This is a genomic window from Flavobacterium sp. (assembly GCF_032153895.1).
Classification (GTDB): Bacteria; Bacteroidota; Bacteroidia; order Flavobacteriales; family Flavobacteriaceae; genus Flavobacterium.
On sequence record NZ_JALDYN010000007.1, the window covers coordinates 73310 to 98516 of the forward strand.

The window sequence follows — 25207 nt, forward strand, 5'->3', positions numbered from 1 at the left end:
TTGTAAAAAGCGAAAGATTGGGTTACGCACTTATTTCTTAATGAATTTCTTAGTTTCAGTTTTACCGTCGGCTTGTAAGCGTAACAGATAAACACCGCTTGCCAATTGGTTTAGGTTAATTTCTTTATTTTCAAGAGTTCCTTCAAGTATTTTTCTACCTTCCAAGGTGAAAATTTGATAGGCGACCGATGAAAATTCGTGAGCAATATTTAATTTGTCTATCACCGGATTCGGGTAAATCAGGAATTTTTGAGCAGCAATCGGTTCTTCCGTATTTAACGTAATCGCAACACCTTCCACACTCACATTGTTGAATGTGATTCGCGCTCCGGCATCCGCAGTCATGTTAGGACCGGTAAATCGTAAACGCACTTTAAAGTTGGCATTGTCATTAGCTGCCACAATCGGAGTGAAATTCGCTTCAATTTCCTGATAGGTATTTGAAATAGGAAAGGAGGAACTGCTCATGCCTGCGCTTGTCCAAGTCGGACTTCCAGCATTAGTAGCATAATCAATGGTTACGCCAGTTGCGGCACCTTCATCAACCAAGGCTAAGTTGAATTTTATATCTCTGTGATTGGTCGTCGGAATAGTAAAAATCAAAGTATTGACATTATTTCCGCTCTGAAACGGTTGTTTGACTTGCAAGCCTCGCATATTGGAATTTTCATAAGCAATATTGCCGTTTACCAATGGAAAATAATTGATTGGTGTTGGATTGTTTCTGCGTTCCAAGGATGCTTTTCGCCAATTTGGACTCGCGCTTGTGAAGGGATAACCTGCCAAACAAGATTGGTATTGTAACACACCGTCTGTCGCAAATTCATAGGTTGAATTCATCGAAGTTAACGGAGTATCATTCACAATGGCGTCATTCATCATCCAGAAGTATAAAATTTCAGGAGTATTGCCTTGTCCGGAAGGTGAAAAATGTGCCGTTAACGAAAGATTAGCTGTTGGGGTTAAAGTGATTTCCGCATTAGTACTGCTGGATGCGCCACTCCAATGACTGAACTGATAACCGTTATAAGGAATCGCCTTAATTTTCACCGGAACATTGTTGAAATACTGTCCGCTCCAAGGATACGGATTCGCATTCAAACCTGGGGTGCTGCCGAGTATGTCGATGGTGTTCATTTTTACAAAACCCTGAGCTACATCAGAAACATCAAGCGTGATGGTTCGATCACTTCCGGTGATGCCGAATTTACTACGAATATGATTTTTCTGAAAAGCCGGACGCTCGTTCCCGAAAGCATTCATCAAACCGATGCTGTCTTCCCACCAGGCATAATCGGTTGCATTCCAGCGGTCGATATGGTCTTGTATTTCCGGTTGAATTCTAGCTTTCATCGTATTGGAAATGGATTGGAAACGACTTGGCAGAAAGTACGAGTTCATCAAATCCGCAAAACGATTGATGAAATTATTTTCAAACTCCGTATTGGCCAATAAACTTCTTAAAATCAACGTAGAAAATGGAGGATTCGGATATATTGGCCCGTTTGGAGCTGTTGCCACCGCTAAGTTGTTATGGTTGTTGGTTCCGACCGCAATTCCGAAGCAATCGTCGTTGTCTTTCATACCGGCGCGCCATCTTCCGTCATGACCGAGTAAGGCATTCGGTACAAAAGCAGCAGTTCGTTTTCTCCAGAACATTGTGTTCCAGCCCGGCCAGTCGGTATTATCGAAATAAATATTGAAGATGTAATAATCCCGCATGTTTTCCACATCCATCTGGGTTTTGATATAATCGTAATTTGCCTGAACAGCCAAACTGTTGTTTTCCAGATAATTTGCCATGGCTTGATAATGCACAGCGTCACCTTCTTCAGGCTGCAAATCGTCTTCTAGCAAATCGACTTCGTTTTCGGCAAAACCATAAACATTTTTGAAATAGTATTTGTCGTAACGTTCCCGTAAGTTGAGAATTCCCCAATATTCACCATTCACAAAAGTTACGGTAGGTTGATAGGCCTGCGTTTCGATGCCGCTGGATTTTACCAATTCATGGGCAAAAGCATCGCGATACATGGTTTCGATAAAATCACCACCGGAGTTTCTAAGAATTAACCGATTGAAAGTTGTTAATGGCAACTCACTGAAAAACTGATAATTCATCGTTTCATTTCCATAATCGGAACGAGCGACCAAACGGAGCGATTTGCTTTGCCAGGCTCGGGTCATGCCGCCGTTGATTCGGATGCCGATATCCTGATTCATCACTTCGGTACCATTGACCAGATAACTGATGTTTCCGCTACGTTCGGAGGCATCTCCGGAACTTTCAAAATTGGCGTCGAAATTCCCTTCAAAAATATCGGCGTTTACCGTTGGATTGGCCGCACGCCACAAATCAAACTTGTTTCCGGCTACGAAAATTCCGTTGGTATAATCGAAAAACTTATTTTCACTTAAACTGATGGAAACTACCGGAAGTGAAAATTCAGCCACACCAGCCGGCGTCACAAAAAAACTTTTGGTTACGGTAGCACTAGGAATCGAACCACTTTTTATCACTTTGGCCCGAACTACAGTTCCTTTGAAGATATTGCCCGATGGAAAATACCCAGGATTAAAATCAATAGTGGATGACATGGCTGCCAGTTTGTTGGGCTGTGCTGTTCGGTTGGCGATAGCTATTGGTGCCGTATAGGAAAAGGAACGGAAACTGTTTTGTAAAAATGGGCCAGCACTTTGTCCGGCTAATTCCGGATAGCTGTTTTTATAGGAATAGGTTGTTCCGCTCAAATTATTTGGATCTGGTTCGGAACCGTCCACAGTATAAATAATGGTTGCACCTGAAGCCGAAGTCGATAAAGACAAATTGAAATTAGTCGTATAAAAACCACTTTGATGCGAAAATGTCGGGTTGGCTAAAACCGAGGAATAAGTAGTCGTTGAATTCGGAAGCCCCGGGGTTGGCGTTGCAAAATAAAAATAGGAGCCGGTTCCGTTGGGAGATTTTCCGTAGGAGATATTATCCGGTAAGGCGATTGCGGTAACAGTGCTCAAGGTTCCGTTTATTGGGCTGTTCAAGTAAACCGCTTCACCGCTCGCACTGATTTTGAAATTGGTATGCAACGGATTTCCGGGAGCAGTTCGGTTTTTATCGGAACACCAGACTAATAAATATTGACCGGCATTCAAAGTCATGTTCGGAAAAGCCCATTTGAAAGGAACCGCCGGATTGTCGGTAAGCCCTAAGCCATTTAGACTCACGGATGTAGCGCCATAGTTGTAGATTTCTATCCAGTCTTCGTAGTTGCCGTCTTCGTCAGCATTTACAGAGGTATTGGAAGCCAGTACTTCGTTAATAGTAAGACTTTGCGCGTGTAGGTTGAAAAAAAATGAGATTGCAAGGGACAACAGGAACGAGTACAAAACTTTCATAACACAACCTATTGAATATTAAACACATAAATTTATTTAATATTTAAAGGAAGTGTGTTTTTTTTCGGTTAAGGGGGGATTTTTACGATGAAGAGAATGAAATTTACAAGCGAGCAGTCTTTTTATGTTCTACATTCGCTATAGGGGCTCCTAACGAGAAAAAAATAATGATTTTCCAAATCCAGCCAAAAAGAAATTTTCACCTGCAATGAAAACAATGTGGAAATAGAATAAATAGAGCTATATTTGACTTTTCCAGAAAGGAAGTAAAAGGCAAAAGGATAAAGATCTGAGTAACAGCATTTGTTTTCTGAAGATAAAATCTCAAACTGCTTCAGCTCCGATTATAATTTCACATTAAAAGAAAAATGAACTACGAAGACAAACAGGCAGATTATTATTCCAATATAAGGCATGATTTAATAGGGTTAATCGGTAAGCAGGAAAGAAATTTAAAAGTTCTTGAAATTGGTGCAGCATACGGTGCTACTTTGGAGTTCTTAAAAAATAGCGGGGTGGCTCAAGAGACTGTTGGAGTAGATCTTTTTGAAGACAAAGAGCATCAGGAACGGTACAAAAAAGTAGATAGGTTTATATTCGGAAACATAGAGCAAATTGATTTAGCCGAATATGAAGGGTATTTTGATATCATTCTTCTTCCGGATGTTTTAGAACATCTCATTGAACCAAAGAAGGCACTTGAAAAAATAAAAAAATACTTGAAAGATAACGGAAGCATTTATATCAGCATTCCCAACATCAGACATTATAGCGCGATGATGCAAATATTTTTCAGAGGGGATTTTCGCTACGAAGAGAGCGGAATACTAGACTATACTCACCTTCGTTTTTTTTGCAGAAAGAATATTTTTGCATTAGTGCTTAACTCAGGCTTGCAGGTAAAAACGATGGTTAGTGCTATACAAATTTATAAAGGGCGATCTGTGGCAAAAATATTTAATACCGTTACATTTGGTTTGTTTGAAGAGTTTCTTACCGTACAGTATCTTGTAAAGGCTTCTAAATAGCATGCAACACACCAAGAAAAATTTGAGGGTTGCTTTTTTGACAGCAACAGATCCGAACGACAAGCGTTCCTGGTCTGGAATTCATTATTGCATGTTACAGGAACTGCGCCAGCATTTTTTAGTTGTAGAATCTATTGGTCCGATTGATAATTTACTGTTAAAATCCTTAGGGGTTGTAAATAAAATTACCCGTTTGGTTTTTAAAAAAGGATACAACCACAACAACTCTATATTACGGAGTTATCTGCTGTCTTTGGTTATCAACAAGAAGTTGAAACGTGGAAATTATGAAGTTATTTTTGCTCCAGCCGCTTCAACAGAGGTTGCATTTTTAAAGACAGATTTACCAATCCTTTATTTCTCAGATTCGTCTTTCGGTCAACTTAACGGGTATTATCCAGTGTTTTCGGATTTGTTTGACTTTTCTAGAAAAGAATCGAATTATATTGAACAGAAAGCGATAGACAAGGCAGCTTTTTTTGTTTATCCTTCGAGATGGGCAGCAAATTATGTAGCGAAGGAGTATGGGGTTTCGGAGGAAAAACTGGCTATTATTCCTTTTGGAGCCAATGTCGAAGACCAGTCTATATTATATATGGAAAAGCAAACGGGCAACAATCGTGCTTTTAATCTTCTTTTTTTAGGTGTAAATTGGGAAAGAAAAGGAGGAGATATTGTGTACAAAACTTTTCTTTTATTGAAAGAAAAAGGATATAATGTTACGCTGACAGTTTGCGGATGTGTTCCTCCATTTGTTGATGATCAGATTAATATCATCCCCTTTCTTAATAAAAACCTCCCGGAGCATTTAGAACATTTCAAAACTCTAATGCAAGAAACACATTTACTTTTTGTTCCAACCAAAGCAGATTGTTCGCCGATAGTTTTTTGTGAGGCCAATGCTTTTGGGATACCGGTACTAACGAATAATACTGGAGGTGTTTCAGAACTTGTTATCGATGACTTCAACGGATATGCTTTAAATATGAATTCACGACCAGAAGATTATGCTCTAAAAATAGAAACACTTCTCCAGGATGCAGACTTGTATTCCAGACTTAGTCAAAATTCAAGATCTTTTTATCTGAAGGATTTAAATTGGGGTAGTTGGGGTAAAAAAATCAGTGATATTTTATATGAAATAAAAAAATTGTAGAATGTTAAATGATAAAAAAAAATATATAAATTTGCTCAAAAATTTTAATAAAGGTATGAAAACTAAAAAAATTTTAGCGTCACTATTTGCCTTGATGGTGGTTGTGGCTTGTAAAGATAATAAAGAAACTGAAGCGGCAGAAACTAAAGTGGCAGAACAACCAAAAGAAACATTTAAAGTTGCCTTTGATTTAATTATCAAAAAAGATGACAGTCTGCAATTGTATTTCAAAGATGAAACAATGAAAGATTGGGTTTTTGATAAATGTGTTACAACAGTAGTTAAAGGTAGTGATAATGTTCAAAAAGTAGAATTCGCTTTGCCCGAAGACATGATGCCTACAGAGTTACGTTTTGATTTTGGAAGCAATAAAGAGCAAGAGGAAATTCAAATTAAGAATTTTAAAATGCAATATTTCCAGAAATCTTTTGAAGCTAAAGACACCCTTTTCTATCAGTATTTTATTCCAAACGAATATATTGATTATAATAGAAATCAAGCAATTGCCAAGCCTAAAGTTGTGAATGGAAATTATGACCCATTTGCTTTTTCTAGAGAAGTTCTAACTACTCAAATACAAAATATTATCAAGTAGATTTTGAAAATAGATCAGAATTTTTTGAAGCCTAGTATATTTAAATACCTCCTTTCCCAAGGAGGTGTTTCTTTTTTATTTCGAATCATCGGAATGCTCTTGGGCTTCACTAATATCTGGTTAATATCTCATTACTATAGTGCTGAGACATACGGAATATTCTCTTTAGTGCAAACTGTTATATTGATTTTACTGATGGTTTTTACCTTAGGTGTGCAAAATATTCTAATAATTGAAATCAGTAAAGAGAGTTTTAAAGAAAACAATGTACCTGAGTACTTCTTAGGTAAGATAATGAAACTAATATTACTGATTTCAGTGTTACCTGTTTCCGTTTTGTTTTTTGGAAGTGAAATTCTAAGTAGTTTGTTTAATAATTTTGCCCTAACAAAACATTTCGAAATTTTGGCTTTGGCATTACCTTTCTTATTACTTCATGAGGTAGTTTTATATTACTTTATCGCCTTAAAAAAGTTTATTCGTTTTGGTTTTTTTATGTTTTTTTTACCAAGCATTCTTTTCACAATTTTTCTTTTCTCCTTTAAACATTTACTAAAAGATAGTTATTACATCACTGTTTTATTCTGTTTATCTTTTGTGATTACTTTCATAGCAGAATTTTCAATTGTTTTTTTTCGTCGTCCCCATTTGCTTCTAAGTAGTTTGCAGCTTAAGTCTTATGTTAAGATTTTGAAAACCTCTGTTCCGATGATGTTTAGTGGACTTATGGTGCTTCTTTTGAATTGGACTGATATTTTGATGCTGGGAATAATGACTAATGAGAGAGAAGTGGGCATTTACAATGCTGCTTTTAAAATAGGTTTTTTGGTTTTAATAGTTACTGCCACAATGAATGTCATTATAGTTCCAAAAATTTCAGAATTTTATCAGAAAGAGGATTTAAAAGAGCTAAAAAAAATCATTAACAGGACCACACAACTTGTAGTGATCTTAACATTTCCAATCGTTCTTTTTTTGTTTGTGTTTGGCAAATATTTATTAGCACAATTTGGCGCTGATTTTACGGAGGGGTATACAGTATTGCTATTGATTACAGTTTCTGCTTTTTTTAGTTCTCTTTGCGGTAATGTCGATCAAATACTTAATTTAACCAATAATCAGAATATTTTATTGAGGATTAATATTGTTTGTGTGCTTTTGAATATTGTTTTGAACTATGTCTTTATTGGATTGTATGGGATTGAAGGGGCTGCAATTGCCAGTTTAATTGCTACTGTTTTTCTTAATGCAACTTGTGTTGTTTTTATAAAGAGAGAATTAGGATTTTACACTTTTTTTTAAATGAAACCAGAACTTTCTATAGTTATTGTTAATTATAATGGTCAAAGATATCTTCAGGATTGTTTTGACTCTATTTATCTTCAGTTGAAAGGTGTTTCATTTGAAATTATCGTTGTTGATAATGATTCCAAAGATGATAGTTGTAATTTTATTAAATCAAATTACCCAGATGTGCGTCTTTTTGAAACAGGCATTAATTTGGGGTTTGGTAGGGGAAATAATTTGGGTGTAAGTTATGCTCAGGGTGATTTCATTTTGCTTCTCAATAATGATACAATTCTTTTAAATGAGTTATCAGTTGTTTTAGATATTTTAAAAGAGGATGAAAGCATTGGTGCTTTGGGGATTAAAATGTTAGATTCGAACAGCAACTATCTTCCGGCTTTCGGTAAATTTCCAAATTTTTGGAATATGATGGTTTTAAAAAAACTTCTAAAATTTGATTACAAATCAGCAAGCGGGGTTTTTTCAAAAGAAAGGTACGATGTAGATTGGCTTGGTGGATCATTCCTTTTAATGCGAAGAAGTGTTTACAATGAAGTAGAAGGTTTTGACGAGGATTATTTTATGTATGTTGAGGATGTAGATTTTTGCAAGAGAATAGTAAATAAAGGATATAAAATCGTGTTTTCAACAAAGTGTTCATACATCCATTTTGTTGGCTTTGATGTATCCAAGAATAAAATGTTAATCGCAGGATATAAAATTTATATTAACAAGCATTTTCATGGATTTAAAAAGTGCCTGCTGCTGTATGCATTAAAAATTAACGAAACCGTTAAGCATTTGAAACAAAAAGTAGGAATGCGTAATTTTACTTTTTAACAAAACAGAAAGAATGAAGATAAATAAAGTAAAATTTTACACAGCTGTTTTTATATTGTTGCTTTTTGCCCAAATGTATCTACCCTCTTTTAAGGTAAATACTTTCTTGCAGTTGGGGGGTATTAGTTTATTTTTTTTATTGGAAAGAGCAAGAATCACCTATAAAGCTTTATACGTTATTTTGCCCTTGTTGTTGATTTTTCTATTAGGTTTTTTAGGCTCATTTATTCATCATAACCCCTTAACCGAAACCTTAAAGGATATATTTCATTTTATTAAACCAATTTTAGGGGTGTTAATAGGTTATTTTTTTTATCAAGTAATAAATGATAAAAAAATATTTATTAAAACCATTATAATTTGTGGGTTATTATCTGCTTTTGTTCATTTTATTATTCTTTTGTTTTTCAGTAATCTTTCGGAGGGTTCGGTGAATAGTTTCAGAGAGTATGCAAGAGATAATTATTTAGAACTTATAGCTTTGTTTTTTTTACTATTTTATGATCGGTTTTTTAAATTTCCGATTTTTTCTTCTGTAACAAAAAGACAATTTTTCATAGGAATTCTAATCTTTTCTTGTTTTTTGTATTTTTCAAGAACAATGATGGTTGTAGCAATTATTATGACTATTTCAATATATGGTTACACGAAGATTAACCAGAAATCGATAAAAATCATTGCTTTTTTTGTACTTATAATAGGGTTTTTATACGCATACTTATATTCGACAAATATAGAAAGGGATAAGCCTGGATTAGAAGCTTTTTTGTATAAAATTAAAATTGCGCCAGAGGAACTATTTAAAACTAGAATCAATCGCGAAAATCATGAGCACTTGTGGGATCATTGGCGAGGTTATGAAGCGAAGAGAGCTTTGACTTTGATGGCTGATAATAAAAGTAGCTATTTAATAGGGACGGGTTATGGGTCGTTAGTAAATCTTAAATTCAAAGCCCCTCTCACAGATGATGGCAAGGGTATGAGATACATATCTGAGTTACACAATGGGTATATGTACGTTTTTTATAAGATTGGCGTCTTTGGTATAGTGATTTATGTCTTTTTCTTACTTGTTTTGTACCGACAGGTTTATGCACCTTTTTCGTTTGAAAGTGTTTTTATATCGGCTATCAGTTTAATTTATTTCTTTACTACTTTAACAATTACCGGCATCTATAATACGAAAGATATTTTTGTTTTTATTTTGGGAGGGTTATTGTTTTTTAGTTCTAATTCAAAGAAAGAATTGACAGAATCTTAACGCTAGCATTTCCATCTCCATAAGGATTTACTGAGTTAGAAACAGATTGATAATAATCATCATCCTCAATAAGCCTGCTCACTTCTGCTACAATTTTTGTTTTGTTGCTGCCTACTAAAATTGCTGTTCCGGCATCAACACCCTCCATGCGCTCTGTGAGATTTCTCAATACAAGAACAGGTTTTCCCAAGCTTGGGGCCTCTTCCTGTATACCGCCAGAGTCTGTTAATATTAGGTGGCTTTTATTCATTAGCCATATCAATTCAGGATAGTCAAGAGGAGCAATTAGTTTAATGTTATCAGCAATTAATTTATCCTCTGCAATTTCCTTAATGTTGGGGTTTAAGTGCACAGGATAAACAAATTCAAAGTCCTTTTGATATTGGTCTGCTAAAGTTAAAATGGATTCACATATTTCTTGGAAAGGTTTCCCAAAATTTTCCCTGCGGTGGCAAGTAATAAGAATAATTTTTTTATCAAAATTAATGTTTGAATATTTCTTTTTAAAAAGAGCTTCTGTTGAAGCATCAATCTTTCGAAGCCCTTCAAATAAAGCATCTATTACAGTATTGCCAACAACAAAAACATTTTCCTTGATGTTTTCTTTGTAAAGGAATTCTTTTGAGTTTTCAGTTGGACAAAAGTGATAATCTGCTAAATTACTGGTCAAAACACGATTCATTTCCTCAGGAAAAGGTGAGTGTAAATCATGACTTCGCAAACCCGCTTCAATATGAACGATTTTAATTTTTTGATAAAAGGCTGCAAGAGCTCCAGCTAATACAGTTGTCGTGTCTCCCTGTACAAAAACAAAATCAAATTTTTCCTTTACTAAAATCTCATCGGTTATTCTACTTATCAGTGTTGATGTTAGTTTGTGAAGGCTTTGATTGTGAGTCATCACATCTAAATCATAGTCTACCTTGATGTCAAAAAAAGAAATCACCTGATCCAACATTTGTCTGTGTTGAGCAGTAACAGCTACTTTAATGTTAAAATGTCTATCTTCAGAGAATTTAGCAATTAAAGGAGCCATTTTTATTGCCTCTGGTCGTGTTCCAAAAAGGAATAATATTTTTTTCATTAGTACAAGGAATCCAATAAATTAGAAATGTAAAACTAGTAATAAAAACTATATTTGCAATTATTAAAATATACTAATGAGAGTACTGTTTCAAACAAGAACTAATTTATTTGATGCGCCGGGAGGAGACATGATTCAGATGTTGAAAACTAAAGAATTTCTCGAAAAGCTTGGGGTACAGGTAGATATATCTCTTGACTTTGAACCCAATCTTAAAGGATACGATGTAGTACACTTGTTCAACCTTATGGAACCTCAGGATATTTATCGTCAGATGAAAAATGCCAAAAAGCAGAATAAGCCGATAGCGCTTTCAACTATATATGGTCTGTATACGGAATTTGAGCGAAAGGCAAGAGGAGGGTTGTTTCAAAAGCTTGCAAATTGGCTTTCTCCATATCAGATAGGTTATATAAAGGTTCTTGTTAAACATTATAAGGAGAGAAGAATGCACAAAGGTGTTTTATTCATGATGTTTAAAGGCTACCATGGATTGATGAAGGAGATTGTAGACAACACGGCAGTTTTTATGCCTAATTCTCATTCTGAAATGAAAAGAGTTGAGGCAGAATTCAAGTTGAAAAATTACAGATATGTTAGCGTTCCTAATGCCATAGATAAGTCTATTTTTTCAGAGAAAGTGTCTGGTAGAGTAAACAAATATGAAAAATTCCAGGATTGTATTTTATGCGCAGCTCGTATCGAAGGGAGAAAATCAACACTTAATTTGGTTAAAGCGGTAAAAGGAACCGATTATAAATTGGTTTTAGCCGGAAATGAGTCTAAAAACCAAAAAAAATATGTTGAAGAAGTGCACAAAGAAGCCGGAGAAAATGTCTTTTTCTTAGGTGCAGTACCTCACGAAGATCTTAAAGACCTTTATAAAGTTGCAAAAGTACATGCTTTGATAAGTTGGATGGAGACCCCTGGTCTTTCCTCGATAGAAGCTGCAGCTATGGATTGTAACATAGTGGTAACCGCTAAAGGCGATACGTATGATTATTTTGGAGATCAGGCTTTTTATTGTGAACCGGATAATATCCACTCAATAAAAGAGGCATTAGATAAAGCCTTTAATAGTGAGCCTAGCCAAGTATTAAAAACCAAAATCATAAACGAATTTACTTGGGAAAAAACAGCTGAGATAACATTACAAGGTTATCAGTTACTTCAAAAGACTTATGTAACCAAATTTTAGATGATGTTTTAAAAGTTATAAAAATTATTAAACCCACTATTTTTTGACATTTATTAAAAAATCTTTATGAAAATTGCCATCATAGGAACCAGAGGCGTACCCAACTACTACGGAGGATTTGAACAATTTGCCGAATTTTTTACTGTTTATTTAGCCGAAAAAGGCCATGAGGTGTATTGTTATAATTCGCACAATCACCCGTTTCAGGAAAATAATTTTAAAGGAGTAAATATCATACACAAGCACGATCCAGAGTATAAATACGGGACTTTTGGTCAGTTTATCTACGACTACAACTGTATTATGGATTCCAGAAAAAGGGATTTTGATATCATTCTCCAGTTAGGTTACACTAGTAATTCCATCTGGTTTTTTCTCCTACCTAAAAAACCGATTATCATTACTAATATGGATGGTTTGGAATGGAAACGTTCTAAGTATTCCTGGCCGGTACGCCAATTTCTTAAAGTGGCCGAATGGCTCGCAGCTGTTTCCAGCGATTATTTGGTGGCGGATTCTCTTGGAATTCAATCTTTCTTGAAGAAGACATATAAAAAAGAATCAACTTATATTGCTTACGGAGCACATCCGTTTAATACTCCTAATCTAGGTGTTCTGGAGGAATATAAAATTGAACCCGGAAAATTCAACATGGTTATGGCGCGTTTCGAGCCAGAGAACAATCTTGATATGGTTTTGGAAGGTGTCTCGCTCTGCGAAGATAAAACGCCCATTTTGGTTATTGGAAAACATAATACAAAATATGGTGAATATTTAAAGAATAAGTTCAAATATTTTCCGAATATTCGCTTTATGGGTGGAATTTACAACCTAGATCATCTCAATAGCCTCAGGTACTATTCAAAAGTATATTTTCATGGGCATTCCGTTGGTGGAACCAATCCTTCATTATTAGAAGCAATGGCTTCACAGGCTTTGATAGCTGCACATCACAACGATTTTAACAGAGGAGTTTTAAAGGATAACGCTTTTTATTTTTCTGATGCAACAGAAGTAAAAAATCTACTTCAAACTGTCAATAAAAAGGATAACTTGCAAAAGATTCAGAACAATTACAAAGCAATAGAAAACGATTTTAATTGGGGAAAAATAAATGGCGATTATTTACAATTTTTTGAAGAATGTATCGGTCAACATCCGACAAGAAATCAATAAAAACCCTGTTTGTCTTTGGGTTGTATTGTTACTTACAACTATTCCTTTAAAGTTAGGCATCAATAATGTCTGTTTGATTGGGTTAATCATTACTGTTGTATGGAAGCAAAAAATGGAGCGAAAAGTTTCTTTTCCGATGCTCTTGCCTATTTTACTTTATTTGTTAATGCTCTTTAGTTGGTTTTGGAGCATAGACCGGGAAGCAACCCTCAACGCATTGTCAAAAGAGTTATTTCTTATTTTGATACCACTCATTTTTATATTTTTCCCTGTAATTAATGAGCAACAAAAAGCTAAAGCTATTTTATACTATGGCTACGGGATGGCCGGCTATGCTTTTTTCTACCTCTTGAGAGCTTTAATCAGATACGTTGAAGTACAAGACTTGGCTGTTTTCTTTTACCATGAAGAAGAAGGAAGAATGGGTTTTGGTCTTATTCCTCAATTGTTAAACGCCATACATGTTTCGGTATTTGCATCTTTGGCATTTTTTGTGCTTCTAATCAGAAGAGGAAAAAGTGTTTTCGATAAGATTTGCCTGGCGCTTCTGCTCTCATTCATTGTGTTATTATCTTCTAAGAATATCATTGTTGTATTTGTGTTTCTTTTAGCAGTTTACTATTATATGACTTTCAAAGGGAAATTGAACTTAAAAAAGGTGCTTTATTTCTCTCTTTTCAGTCTGATTGTTACCATTGCTTTATTTGGAAAAATGAAAGAAAGAATTTATAAGGAAATAAAGGCGGAAACGGTAAATACCTATGATGAAAACGGGGTTCACTTTGTAAGTTTGTCTGAAGCTTGGAATAGTGAGCGGTTTCATCCTAACGATTTTTTTTCGGGTACCGCATTTAGGGTTTATCAAAGCCGTATTTTTTTTGAGTTACTTGATGAAAATCCTGTTTTTTGGAATGGATTTGGGTTGAATGCAACCACAAATAAACTTATTGAAAAAGAGAAAGTTTATAATTTACATCAAGGATATGGAGGCATGAATTTTCACAATCAGTATTTTCAGTTTTTTGCAGAAATCGGATTTTTGGGTTTTGTAATGCTGGTATTAATGCTTGTTTTAAATCTGAAGTATGCCATAAATAATAAAGATTTTATACATTTTGTTTTCGGAATTCTAATGATAAGCTTATTTTTGACAGAATCGTTTTTAAGCAGACAAAGAGGCGTTGTTTTTTTTATTCTTTTTTACTGCTTGTTTAACTCATATGGAGGGATTCAAACCAAAAAACAAAATTAAATGAAACGAATATTAATAACAGGCGCCGCAGGGTTTTTAGGATCTCATTTGTGCGACCGATTTATTAAAGAAGGTTATCACGTAATCGGTATGGATAACCTCATTACCGGAGATTTGAAAAACATTGCTCATCTGTTCAAGTTGGAAAACTTCGAGTTTTACCATCACGATGTTACCAAATTTGTCCATGTACCGGGTAATTTAGATTATATACTACATTTTGCATCACCGGCCAGCCCTATCGATTATTTAAAAATTCCTATTCAAACCCTTAAAGTGGGTGCCATGGGAACGCATAATCTTTTAGGTTTGGCACGTGTTAAAAAGGCGCGAATTCTTATTGCTTCCACGTCAGAAGTTTATGGTGATCCGTTGGTGCATCCGCAAACGGAAGATTATTATGGAAATGTGAACACGATCGGTCCACGTGGCGTATATGATGAAGCCAAACGCTATCAGGAAGCTATTACCATGGCGTATCATACGTTTCACGGTTTAGAAACCCGTATCGTTCGAATTTTCAACACCTATGGACCAAGAATGCGACTGAACGACGGTCGTGTAATTCCAGCTTTTATCGGTCAGGCTTTGCGAGGAGAGGATTTAACTATTTTTGGTGATGGTTCTCAAACCCGATCGTTTTGTTATGTAGATGATCAGGTGGAAGGAATTTTCAGACTGTTACATTCAGACTACCACTTACCGGTTAACATTGGTAATCCTGATGAAATCACTATAAAGGATTTTGCAGAAGAAATCATCAAATTAACGGGAACCAATCAGAAGGTAGTTTACCATCCATTACCCGTTAACGACCCGATGCAACGTCAACCGGATACAACAAAGGCGAAAACAATCTTGGGATGGGAAGCCAAAGTTAACCGTTCAGAAGGAATGAAAATCACTTATGAGTATTTCAAATCCTTAACTCCTGAAGAATTGGCTAAAGAAGAGCATAAAGACTTTTCAGAGTATATTAAATAATGGTAGCAGCTCAGCGAGGAAGATATTCAAAGTACCTAAAACCGATCAGTATTATCATAGATTTGATTTTATTGATTGGTTTTCCGTTTTTCTTCTTTAGAGAGTTGGGGCTTAATTATTTTTATTTCAATATTTATCAAATAACAGGTTGGTTTATAATAGCGTATTTTTCGGGGTTCTATGAAATTTATAGATACACTACGCCAGTCCAAATTTTTACCAAAATTGCTAAGCAAGCTGTAATTTTCTTATTGATTGTTATTGCTTTTTTTCCTTTCTCCAAAACAACTGTTTTTAGTGGAAAGGCAATTGCTTTATCTCTTACCACTACATTTTCACTCATAATTTTATTTAAGGCGCTAACCTTTTATTACATTAAAAAGTATCGAATTGCTACCGGTAGCAATTATAGGAACGCTATTATTATTGGATATAATAAAGAAGCAATCCGATTAAGTGAGATTTTTCAAAATCGTATTGACTTAGGGTATCGTTTTTTAGGTTTTTTTTCAGACAAAGTCCAAAATCATGAAATTAAAGGAAATCTCAGTGTTTTAGAAGATTTTATTATCAATCAGAAAATAGATGAAGTTTATTGTTCGTTAAATGAATTGTCCGATAATAAAATCAAGGATTTGGTTGAATTTACAGATGCTAACGAGATTGCCTTGAAATTTATACCGGATTCTAAAGAGATCTTTTCTAAAAATCTGAAAATAGATTATTATGAAATGTTTCCGGTACTTTCTTTACAAAAATCGCCATTAGACGAACCTTTTGTCAAATTTGTAAAGCGTTTTTTTGATATTTTTTTCTCAATGCTAGTTATTGTTTTAGTGTTGTCATGGTTGGTACCAATTTTAGGATTGCTTATCTTGATTGAGTCTAGGGGACCGGTTTTTTTTAAGCAGAGTCGTCCTGGCTTAAATGAGGCAGAATTTTTTTGTTATAAATTCCGCTCCATGCTGCCTAATAAAACCACAGAAAAGGAAGCTTCTCGTAACGATCCACGCGTGACTAAAGTAGGACGTTTTATCCGAAAAACCAGTTTGGATGAAATGCCACAGTTTTTCAACGTTTTATTGGGAGATATGTCTGTTGTTGGGCCAAGACCCCACCTTTGGTCACAAAATATAACGTATGGAAATCGAATTAAAAAATACATGGTTCGTCATCATGTAAAACCTGGAATTACCGGACTCGCTCAAGTTAGAGGTTTTAGAGGTGAAATCGAAACCGATGAAGACATGATCAACCGTATCAAGTACGATGTTTTTTACATCGAGAACTGGTCAATGTTTCTAGATTTTAAAATTATTGTCCAAACCGTGGTGAATATTTTTAAAGGCGAAGAAAAAGCATACTAATGAACGATTTGGTTTCCATCATAACCCCAACGCACAATTCTGCTAAATTTATTAAAGAAACGATTCGTTCGGTTCGGGCACAAACGCATTCCCATTGGGAGATGTTAATTGTGGATGATGGTTCTTCAGACGATACCGTTGAAGTTGTTCAAAAGATTTGCCAGACGGAATCACGCATTAAATTTTTCCCACTGCAACAAAATGTCGGTCCTGCAAAAGCCAGAAATGTCGGAATTGAAAACGCTTCAGGTAATTATATGACTTTTCTGGATGCCGATGACATTTGGTTTCCCGATTTTATTGCAAACAGTATTCAAACCATCCAGCAAACCGGAATTCCTTTCGTTTTTTCCTCTTACCGAAGAGCCAATGAGAAGTTGGAATTTGTGTATTCGGATTTTATAGTTCCGCAGAAAGTGACCTATACAGATATCCTAAAAAGTAATTCCATTAGTTGTCTGACGGCTTTTGTACATATCGAAGTTTTGGGGAAAAAATTCATGCCGGAAATCCGCAAACGTCAGGATATGGGGTTGTGGTTGCAATATTTAAAAGAAATTCCGTTTGCCTACGGAATTCAGGAACCTAAAGCGATTTATCGCATCCGTGAAAATTCGCTTTCCCGAAATAAAAAGAACTTGATTAAATACCAATGGCAGTTTTACCGCGAAGTGGAAAAGCTAACTATCGTCCAATCCGCTTATTATATGTTGCATTGGATGTATCGCGGTTTTATGAAATACCGTAATTAAAGTTCGGTCTGAAATTGTTTTAATTTACCGCGTAAGGTGCGTTCCAAAATTTCTTTTCGGTGGTAGGAAAACTGCAATCCGGGTTCTAAGTACGTGTCAATGGCTTTCTGAATCTCCTTTTTCTGTTCTGAAGTCAGTTCCGAATTGGCTACATAATCAATTTCAAAAGTGTCAATTTTAGTTTGTCGGATGATGAATTCCTTCACATTTCCGTCGTCCTCAATAATCGATTTGGTCACATAATAAAAGGTAAGACCAGGTGCTTTTTTTCCGCTCGGAAGTAATGCTACATCATTGGTTCGCCCTATCAGTTTTTTCAGTATCGGTTTTTTTGCTGTGCTTTTTTCATCCAAAACACCCACATCGCCAATATCGTACCGAATAAAAGGATGCGCTTTGTTGTACAACGAAGTAATCACCACACGTCCTTCCTGACCATGAGAAACCGGTTGGTTGTTTTCGTCAAGAATTTCCATAAACAAGGTCTCCGCATTAACCTGCCATTCGCCTTCAGGATTCTGAAACGCTATCAAATCAAGTTCCGAAGCACCATATTCGTTGACAATCGGAATGCCAAATTGTGTTTCCATCAGCGCTTTGTCTTCGTCAAATAACATTTCGGAAGTCACCATGCAAACTTTTAATGTTGGGCAAATGTCTTTTAAAACAATATTTTTTGCTTGTAGAAATTTCGCAAACAAAACGATAGAACTTGTGTAACCGTTGATGTAATCGAATTTTTTGGTTTTGAAATGCACCAGCACTTTTTCCAGAAAAGCATCCGACAAATCAAAAATAGGGAAACGATAACGCTGGCCTAAAAAATCCTTCAAACGTTCTTTTCGGTAGCCGATAAAATCCAACGGAATTCCGTAAAAACGAGCCTGATACGATTGGTTGAAATCGATGCCGTACCAGCCAAAACGGTAAATAATAGAAGCCCAAGTAATGGCGTGTGCTTCTTTGTCTTTGGCAAACACAAACGGATCGCCGCTGGAGCCGGAAGTTTTATTTACAAAAACGGACTTTACCGAATAACCTTCAGAAAGGCGTTCCACTAAAGGTTTTTGTAGATCTTTTTTAGTGAGTACGGGTAAATCGTTCCAACTTGTAAATTCCTTTTTTCCGGTTAGTTGTTGGTAGAACGAATTGTGTTTCAGATGAAATGCTACAATTTTTTCGCATTGATTCTCAACATACTGCGGATATTCGGCTTCTTCAATCTCTAAAACAGTATCAAAAAGCGTTTGGGCCTTCTTCATCGGAAAACCGCTAAACCACAAGGAAAAATCAAACAATCGAAACACGTATCGGGGAATTTTTTCAAAAATACTAAAACCGAAGTTATAAACAGAGCACGGAAACTTTTTTTTCCGTAGAAAAGCGACTATTTTTGCACCCAAATCAACAACACAACAACATGACTATTTTATTGTTAGGTTCAGGCGGAAGAGAACACGCACTGGCTTGGAAAATGCTTCAGAGTTCTCGCTGTTCTAAATTGTTTGTTGCACCCGGAAATGCCGGTACAGCAGCGATTGCTACCAATGTAAACATCAACCCGAATGATTTTGCAGCCGTAAAAAATTTGGTGCTGGCCGAAAACATCGAAATGGTCGTGGTGGGTCCGGAAGATCCTTTGGTAAATGGCGTATACGATTTCTTTAAAAATGATGCTGATTTAAACACTATTCCTGTAATTGGTCCGTCTAAAAATGGCGCGCAATTAGAAGGAAGTAAGGAATTTGCGAAAGAATTTTTGGTTCGTCATAATATTCCAACGGCTCGTTATCAGAGTTTTACGAAAGATACCGTTGAAGTCGGATGTGATTTTTTAACCACTTTAAATGCGCCGTATGTTTTAAAAGCAGACGGATTAGCAGCCGGAAAAGGTGTTTTGATTTTGAATGATTTAGCCGAAGCGCAACAGGAATTGCGTAATATGTTAGTGGATGCCAAATTCGGAGACGCTTCTTCCAAAGTAGTGATTGAAGAATTTTTAGACGGAATCGAATTAAGCTGTTTCGTATTAACGGATGGGAAATCGTATAAAATTTTACCAACCGCGAAAGATTACAAACGCATTGGCGAAGGTGATACCGGACTAAATACTGGTGGAATGGGAGCTGTTTCACCCGTACCTTTTGCAACGTCGGAGTTTTTACAGAAAATAGAAGAACGCATCGTAAAACCAACTATTGATGGTTTTCAGAAAGACGCTATCGAGTATAAAGGTTTTGTCTTCATCGGTTTGATAAAAGTGGGAGATGATCCGTTCGTAATCGAATACAACGTGCGCATGGGCGATCCGGAAACGGAAGTAGTCATGCCGCGTTTGCAATCTGATTTGGTGGAAATTTTCCAGGCGATGGCCAATCAAACTTTAGACCAAGTGGAATTTGAAATCGATCCGCGAAGCGCGACAACCATTATGGTAGTATCTGGCGGTTATCCGGAAGATTATGAAAAAGGAAAAATAATTTCAGGTTTGGAAAACGTAGCAGGTTCGATTGCTTTTCATGCCGGAACAGCTTTAAAAGATGGCGAGATTGTAACTAACGGAGGTCGTGTAATCGCGGTTACGTCGTATGGTGATAATTTTGAAGAAGCGATTACAAAATCTTATGAAAACATTGCGAAACTACAATTTGAGCACATGTATTACCGAAAAGATATCGGTTTTGATTTGTAGCATAAAGTATAAAAAAGAAAAATCCCGATTGTGAAATCGGGATTTTTTTATGTCTTATTTTAAGAAAGAGTGAGCGGTTGTATCTTGCTCATCGTCTCCTTTGTCCTTGAAGATTTTTAATTCTTTGGTCCAGTACCAAGTCCAGTAACAACAAATGATAATGAAAATCCAGTTTAGGGTGTTGGCTGTCCACCAGTTAGACAATTCCATTTCTCTCATCCAATGCATCGGAGCGAAAAGAATTTCTTCGAATAAGTACTGAATTCCTTCAAAAAAAGCTTTCATAGGTTTCGTTTTTTAATTTTATTAGGGAACCAAATGCAGAAAACTTAATGTTGCATAGTGGTCTCTTTTGTACAAATGTTATCTTTACAGACACAAAAATATAAAATATCTGCATGATAGCAAGTCTTTTTAATAAATCGCGTCCAATTAATTATCTTTTAATCGGTTTGATGCTGGTAATTTTCTATTTTTTATACCTGACCAACGACTTGTCTTGGACGGGACACTATCATTTGGTGGCCCAAAAAATCTTTCTTTTATTGGTTTTGGTAGGCTCCATGTTTTTGGTGCGTTTTGTCACCAAACGCAACAGCTTAAGCAAAGACAACAGTTACGCCGCTTTTCTATTCGGCATCTTTTTGATCTTATTTCCAACGGTTTTAGTTAACACCAATGTGATTTTAGCTAATTTTTTCCTGCTTTTGGCAATGCGAAGATTGGTTTCCATGCAGTCGATGATTACACCAAAGGAGAAAATTTTTGATGCTTCCCTTTGGATTTTTGTTGCCTCGTTGTTTCACTTTTGGTGCATTTTGTTTTTGATTTTGGTTTTCATCTCCATCATTTTTCACGTTTCCGGAGATTACCGCAATTGGATTATTCCGATTATTGCTCTTTTTACCGTGGCGGTTTTCTTTTTGTTGGCAGTACTTTTAATTGATCCGACGTTGTTCGATTTTGTTCGGAATCAAATTCAGGTGAGTTTTGACTTTACTTATTTTGAAAACGGCTTTCAAAATGTGGCGTTGGCTTTCTTTTCTTCGGTAGCGGTATTGTTCTTTGCTTCGCAATTACTTTCCTTGCCGAATCGCCCGCTGAATATGCAGTCGTCGTACAAAAAAATTATTTTTACCTTTTTGTTGGGGGTTGGTATTTATGTGTTATCCGCTTCAAAAAACAATAGTTTTCTGATGTTTACCTTTTTTCCGTTATCGGTCATGGGAACCAATTTTTTGGAAAGTCAGGAAAACAATTGGGTAAAAGAAGGCGTTTTAGGCGGAATTGTTCTAACAGCTTTAATTATTTTCTTCGGACAATTATAATTTACTGCCGTAAGCCAAATCGCCAGCATCACCTAATCCCGGAACGATGTAGTTTTTCTCGTTGAGTTTTTCGTCCAAAGCGGCAACCCATAAATGACAGTTTTTCGGAAGATGCTCTTCTAAATAAGCGATACCTTCGGGCGCAGCAATCACAACAGCTATATGAATTTCTTTCGGTTGTTGTTCCAAATGCAACTTGTTCAAAACTGCGACTAACGATTGTCCGGTAGCCAACATCGGATCAATTAAAATCAGGTTTTTGCCTTCAAAGGACGGAGCGGCTTGGTATTCCACCAAAATTTCAAACGCATCATCGTTGTTGTAATGATGGCGATAGGCCGAAACGAAACCGTTTTCCGCATCGTCAAAAAAGTTCATAAACCCTTGGTGTAAGGCTAAACCGGCTCTTAAAATGGAACACAAAACAACAGGTTCGGCAATAGTCGTGGTATGTTTGGTTCCCAAAGGCGTTTGTACGGCAATGGCTTTGTAGTCAAGCGTTTTACTCAATTCGTACGCCATAATTTCCCCGATGCGCTCGATATTTTTACGAAAACGCATGCTGTCTTTCTGAATTGTAACATCGCGCAATTGCGTTAAAAAATGATTCAGGATGCTGTTTTTTTCGGAGATATAATGAATGTGCATAGAATTTGTGTAAAGTTTAAAGACCAAAGTTAAAGGTTCAGAATTTAAAAAACTATATTTGTAAATAAATTTAAAAAATATGTTCGCTGAATTTGCTTTCCCGATTTTTGAACAGAGTATCAAAGAATACCATATTGTAGACGATGTGTACCAACCGGTGAAAAACCCGTTTGAAAAAGGTTCTATCGAATATTTGTTGTTTGCCAAAAACTGGGTGGATACCGTGCAGTGGCATTATGAAGATATTGTTCGCGATCCGAATATCGATCCGGTAGCCGCTTTGGATTTGAAACGTAAAATTGACGCTTCGAATCAGGTGCGTACCGACATGGTGGAATTCATCGATAGTTATTTTCTGCAGAAATACCAAGACGTTCAGGTAAAACCGAATGCAAAAATTAATACTGAAAGTCCGGCTTGGGCGATTGACCGTTTGTCAATTTTGGCTTTAAAAATTTACCACATGCATGAAGAAGCCAATCGTGCAGAAGCCACTCCGGAGCACCGCGCTAAATGTCAGGAGAAATTGAATGTATTGTTGGATCAGAAGAGCGATATGTTCACGTCCATCAGCGAATTGTTGACCGATATTGCCAATGGTGACAAATACATGAAAGTGTACAAACAGATGAAAATGTACAACGACGAGGAATTGAACCCCGTGTTGTATCAGAATAAAAAATAGCATCTTTATTGATGACTAAACCAAAGCATATTGCTGTAATAAGGCTCTCAGCTATGGGCGACGTCGCTATGACGGTTCCTGTACTGAGAGCCTTAGTTTTGCAGTATCCTGAAGTTAAACTTACCGTAGTTTCCCGTCCTTTTTTCAAGCCTTTTTTTGATGGAATTTCTAATGTTGATTTTTTCGCCGTTGATGTAAAAGGCAAACATAAAGGTTTTTTGGGATTGCTTCGATTGTATTCCGATTTAAAAAAATTAAAGATTGATTTTTTTGCCGATTTGCACAATGTACTACGTTCGCAAGTGGTTCGAAATTTATTTGCTTTAAGCGGAATGCAAGTTGCCGCCACCGATAAAGGCAGAGCCGATAAAAAAGCCTTAACAAGAGCCCAAAATAAAATTTTCAAACCATTAAAATCAATGTTTGAAAGACATGCGGATACTTTTAAGAAGTTAGGATATGCAATTGATTTATCGAATCCTGAGTTTCCAAAAAAAGCAGTTTTGTCGGAAGAAATTTTAAAAGTCACCAACGAGAAGTCGGGAAATTGGATTGGAATAGCACCCTTTGCGCAATATCAAAGCAAAGTCTATCCTCTTGATTTGTTGCAACAGGTTATTGATGGATTGGCAGCAGAAAATAACAATACAATTTTTCTTTTCGGCGGCGGACAGCAAGAAATCGAACAGTTAATTCATCTGAAAAAAGAATATGATAACGTAATTGTTATCGCTGGAAAACTCAAATTACAACAGGAATTGGATTTGATCTCCAACCTTGATATGATGCTCAGCATGGATTCCGGCAATGCGCATATCGCTGCAATGTTAGGAATTAAAGTCATCACGCTTTGGGGCGCCACACATCCTTACGCTGGTTTCAAACCGTTCAATCAACCGGATGCTTTTTGTATTATTTCGGAAAGAGAACGTTATCCGTTATTACCAACATCGGTTTACGGTAATAAAAAAGTTGAAGGCTACGAAGATGCCATGCGATCGATTCCACCCGAAACCGTTATCAATACAATTAAAAAGGAGCTTTAAAAGCTCCTTTTTATTTATTATTGTCCTAAGTAGGTTACTTCTATTCGACAAAGATTACCCATGGCGGTGGTTTTACCAATAACATGAGGTGAAGCTGTTGTTAAATTATCGTCAGCAATTCCCCAATAAGAAGCATTTAAAGTACACGTTTGACCAACGGTTAACTGAACGTTATAAATAATTGTTGTTTGGTTGAACAATTCATAAATATCGGTATCTGTGCCCCAAATCCCTCCGTCTTTAAAGAAACTTGTGGCATACGTGTAATTAACTGTATGGATTCCGTTTACAGTTAAACGAAAATTACCTTCAACAAAACCTAATTTAGCATCTGTATCATCAACAGTAGTACCTCCTAAATAACCATGAAGTATTATTTGATAGGTTCCATTGTATGGCGCTACAAAGCTTTTTGCTGTAAGGTTGGGGATGTTGGTGTATGTTGAGGCACTTGTGGCACATGTTAAATTGTTATTTTGAACAAAAGACACATTGTATTTTCGTTGGAACTGTGAAATCCAAGAAGTTCCGTCCCAAAAATAAACTCCTGGAACGACAGAGTACGTTCCTGCTGTTGTAGCGGTATTCCAAACAGAAGTTCCAGCAATTAATGCGCCTCCTTGAGGATTAACCACTGGGGCGGCTACATTGGTGGCGGTAAGCGCAACCCTTGGCAATAAGAAACCGGTTGTTGATGAATTAATCTCAAGAGCACCTCTTGGAGTTGCTGTTCCAATCCCAACCTGAGCGGTCACCGTTAAGTTAAAAAAAAGCAATAGAAGACTGATGAATAACGTATAAATTGTTTTCATTTTCTAGTTAATTTTTTGTTTTTTGGATGTGTTTTTACAAACGCAACGCGAATCTAAATAATTTGCTAACTCATTAATATGTAAAGAGTTAATAATCGATAAAATGAAATAAAAAACCGACAAAATACATTTTGTCGGTTGATTTTATAGGTGAAAAGTATTTTTTAAAGATGAACTACATTACACATCATCGTAATCCACATAAATTTCTGGTGTGGTTGGATGTGCCTGACACGTTAAGACTAAACCGTCAGCAATTTCTTTATCGGTTAAAATAGAATTTTTCGTCATCGTTGCTGAGCCTTTGATAACACGGGCAATACAGCTACTGCAAATACCGCCTTGGCAGGAATACGGAGCATCAATACCTTGTTTTAAAGCAGCTTCCAAAACGGTTTGTTTTTGTGCCATTTCAAAATCGAATTCTTCATCGTCAACCATAACCGTAATTTTGGTATGTCCGCCTAAAGTGTTTTCGGCTGAGCTTTCATTCGGTGTTGTAGAGAACAACTCGAATTTAATGTCTTTTTCCGGAACATTATGCTCTTTCAAAACATTGCTGACCGCAGAAATCATTTCTTCCGGACCGCACAAATAAAATTTGTCAAATTCTTTTTCCGAAT

The 25207-nt window shown here is 36.2% G+C and carries 23 protein-coding genes; 16 read left to right on the forward strand and 7 right to left on the reverse strand.

What is annotated here, in order from left to right; translation table 11 throughout:
- Positions 1-30: 30 nt before the first annotated feature.
- Positions 31-3393 (reverse strand): CotH kinase family protein, encoded by a 3363-nt coding sequence (locus RUH60_RS04605; RefSeq protein ID WP_313805897.1) that lies wholly within the window; start codon positions 3391-3393, stop codon positions 31-33.
- Positions 3394-3761: 368 nt separating this feature from the next.
- Between RUH60_RS04605 and RUH60_RS04610 the strand changes: the two genes are divergently transcribed.
- The 6 genes from RUH60_RS04610 to RUH60_RS04635 are packed head-to-tail and all read left to right on the forward strand — an operon-like array spanning position 3762 to position 9560.
- Positions 3762-4421 carry a class I SAM-dependent methyltransferase gene (locus RUH60_RS04610; protein WP_313805899.1) on the forward strand — a complete coding sequence of 220 codons (660 nt, stop codon included), beginning with the start codon at positions 3762-3764 and terminating at the stop codon, positions 4419-4421.
- Between the two features lies 1 nt (position 4422).
- Entirely contained in the window at positions 4423-5577 is a 1155-nt protein-coding gene (locus RUH60_RS04615) for a glycosyltransferase family 4 protein (RefSeq protein WP_313805901.1), read from the forward strand.
- Between the two features lies 1 nt (position 5578).
- Positions 5579-6172, forward strand: a complete 594-nt coding sequence (locus tag RUH60_RS04620) for a hypothetical protein (protein ID WP_313805903.1) — start codon at positions 5579-5581, stop codon at positions 6170-6172.
- A 3-nt stretch (positions 6173-6175) separates the two neighbouring features.
- On the forward strand, positions 6176-7474 hold the full coding sequence (locus RUH60_RS04625; RefSeq protein ID WP_313805905.1) for a flippase: 1299 nt from the start codon (positions 6176-6178) through the stop codon (positions 7472-7474).
- Positions 7475-8299: a glycosyltransferase family 2 protein gene (locus RUH60_RS04630; RefSeq protein WP_313805907.1), complete on the forward strand. Its 825-nt coding sequence runs from the start codon at positions 7475-7477 to the stop codon at positions 8297-8299.
- A gap of 13 nt (positions 8300-8312) precedes the next feature.
- The gene (locus RUH60_RS04635) at positions 8313-9560 is read left to right on the forward strand and encodes an O-antigen ligase family protein (protein ID WP_313805909.1); all 1248 of its coding nucleotides are present in this window, start codon (positions 8313-8315) and stop codon (positions 9558-9560) included.
- Here RUH60_RS04635 and wecB read toward each other — a convergent pair.
- Entirely contained in the window at positions 9529-10644 is a 1116-nt protein-coding gene (gene wecB / locus RUH60_RS04640; RefSeq protein ID WP_313805911.1) for a non-hydrolyzing UDP-N-acetylglucosamine 2-epimerase, read from the reverse strand. The genes RUH60_RS04635 and wecB overlap by 32 nt on opposite strands.
- Positions 10645-10720: 76 nt before the next feature.
- Here wecB and RUH60_RS04645 point away from each other — a divergent pair, with 76 nt between their 5' ends.
- The 6 genes from RUH60_RS04645 (at position 10721) to RUH60_RS04670 (ending at position 17373) form a co-directional block, all read left to right on the forward strand.
- The gene (locus RUH60_RS04645; protein WP_313805913.1) at positions 10721-11842 is read left to right on the forward strand and encodes a glycosyltransferase family 4 protein; all 1122 of its coding nucleotides are present in this window, start codon (positions 10721-10723) and stop codon (positions 11840-11842) included.
- Between the two features lie 66 nt (positions 11843-11908).
- On the forward strand, positions 11909-13018 hold the full coding sequence (locus RUH60_RS04650) for a DUF1972 domain-containing protein (protein WP_313805915.1): 1110 nt from the start codon (positions 11909-11911) through the stop codon (positions 13016-13018).
- Complete coding sequence (locus RUH60_RS04655) at positions 12957-14270, forward strand: O-antigen ligase family protein (protein WP_313805917.1); 1314 nt, start codon at positions 12957-12959, stop codon at positions 14268-14270. Before RUH60_RS04650 ends, RUH60_RS04655 begins: the two co-directional genes overlap by 62 nt.
- Entirely contained in the window at positions 14271-15254 is a 984-nt protein-coding gene (locus RUH60_RS04660) for a UDP-glucuronic acid decarboxylase family protein (protein WP_313805919.1), read from the forward strand.
- Positions 15254-16621: an undecaprenyl-phosphate glucose phosphotransferase gene (locus RUH60_RS04665; protein ID WP_313805921.1), complete on the forward strand. Its 1368-nt coding sequence runs from the start codon at positions 15254-15256 to the stop codon at positions 16619-16621. Before RUH60_RS04660 ends, RUH60_RS04665 begins: the two co-directional genes overlap by 1 nt.
- Positions 16621-17373: a glycosyltransferase family 2 protein gene (locus tag RUH60_RS04670; protein WP_313805923.1), complete on the forward strand. Its 753-nt coding sequence runs from the start codon at positions 16621-16623 to the stop codon at positions 17371-17373. Before RUH60_RS04665 ends, RUH60_RS04670 begins: the two co-directional genes overlap by 1 nt.
- On the opposite strand, the gene RUH60_RS04675 is transcribed toward RUH60_RS04670, so the two are convergent.
- Positions 17370-18680, reverse strand: coding sequence for a phenylacetate--CoA ligase family protein (locus RUH60_RS04675; protein WP_313805925.1), 1311 nt, complete (start codon positions 18678-18680; stop codon positions 17370-17372). The two genes, RUH60_RS04670 and RUH60_RS04675, sit on opposite strands and share 4 nt — an antisense overlap.
- A gap of 113 nt (positions 18681-18793) precedes the next feature.
- Between RUH60_RS04675 and purD the strand changes: the two genes are divergently transcribed.
- On the forward strand, positions 18794-20065 hold the full coding sequence (purD, locus tag RUH60_RS04680) for a phosphoribosylamine--glycine ligase (protein ID WP_313805927.1): 1272 nt from the start codon (positions 18794-18796) through the stop codon (positions 20063-20065).
- Between the two features lie 54 nt (positions 20066-20119).
- Here purD and RUH60_RS04685 read toward each other — a convergent pair whose 3' ends face one another.
- Positions 20120-20350, reverse strand: coding sequence for a DUF6341 family protein (locus RUH60_RS04685; protein ID WP_313805929.1), 231 nt, complete (start codon positions 20348-20350; stop codon positions 20120-20122).
- A 113-nt stretch (positions 20351-20463) separates the two neighbouring features.
- Between RUH60_RS04685 and RUH60_RS04690 the strand changes: the two genes are divergently transcribed.
- A complete protein-coding gene (locus RUH60_RS04690) occupies positions 20464-21393 on the forward strand; it encodes a DUF6427 family protein (RefSeq protein WP_313805930.1) in 930 nt (309 codons plus the stop codon).
- Here the strand turns inward: RUH60_RS04690 and upp are convergent.
- Positions 21388-22041, reverse strand: a complete 654-nt coding sequence (gene upp, locus RUH60_RS04695) for a uracil phosphoribosyltransferase (RefSeq protein WP_313805932.1) — start codon at positions 22039-22041, stop codon at positions 21388-21390. The two genes, RUH60_RS04690 and upp, sit on opposite strands and share 6 nt — an antisense overlap.
- Positions 22042-22120: 79 nt before the next feature.
- Between upp and RUH60_RS04700 the strand changes: the two genes are divergently transcribed.
- Positions 22121-22726, forward strand: a complete 606-nt coding sequence (locus RUH60_RS04700; protein ID WP_313805934.1) for a DUF4254 domain-containing protein — start codon at positions 22121-22123, stop codon at positions 22724-22726.
- An 11-nt stretch (positions 22727-22737) separates the two neighbouring features.
- A complete protein-coding gene (locus tag RUH60_RS04705; protein WP_313805936.1) occupies positions 22738-23772 on the forward strand; it encodes a glycosyltransferase family 9 protein in 1035 nt (344 codons plus the stop codon).
- A gap of 17 nt (positions 23773-23789) precedes the next feature.
- On the opposite strand, the gene RUH60_RS04710 is transcribed toward RUH60_RS04705, so the two are convergent.
- Both RUH60_RS04710 and RUH60_RS04715 read right to left on the reverse strand, forming a co-directional pair.
- Positions 23790-24584, reverse strand: a complete 795-nt coding sequence (locus tag RUH60_RS04710; RefSeq protein WP_313805938.1) for a hypothetical protein — start codon at positions 24582-24584, stop codon at positions 23790-23792.
- A 180-nt stretch (positions 24585-24764) separates the two neighbouring features.
- On the reverse strand, positions 24765-25207 hold a 443-nt coding region (locus RUH60_RS04715), incomplete at its 5' end, for an iron-sulfur cluster-binding domain-containing protein (protein ID WP_313805940.1).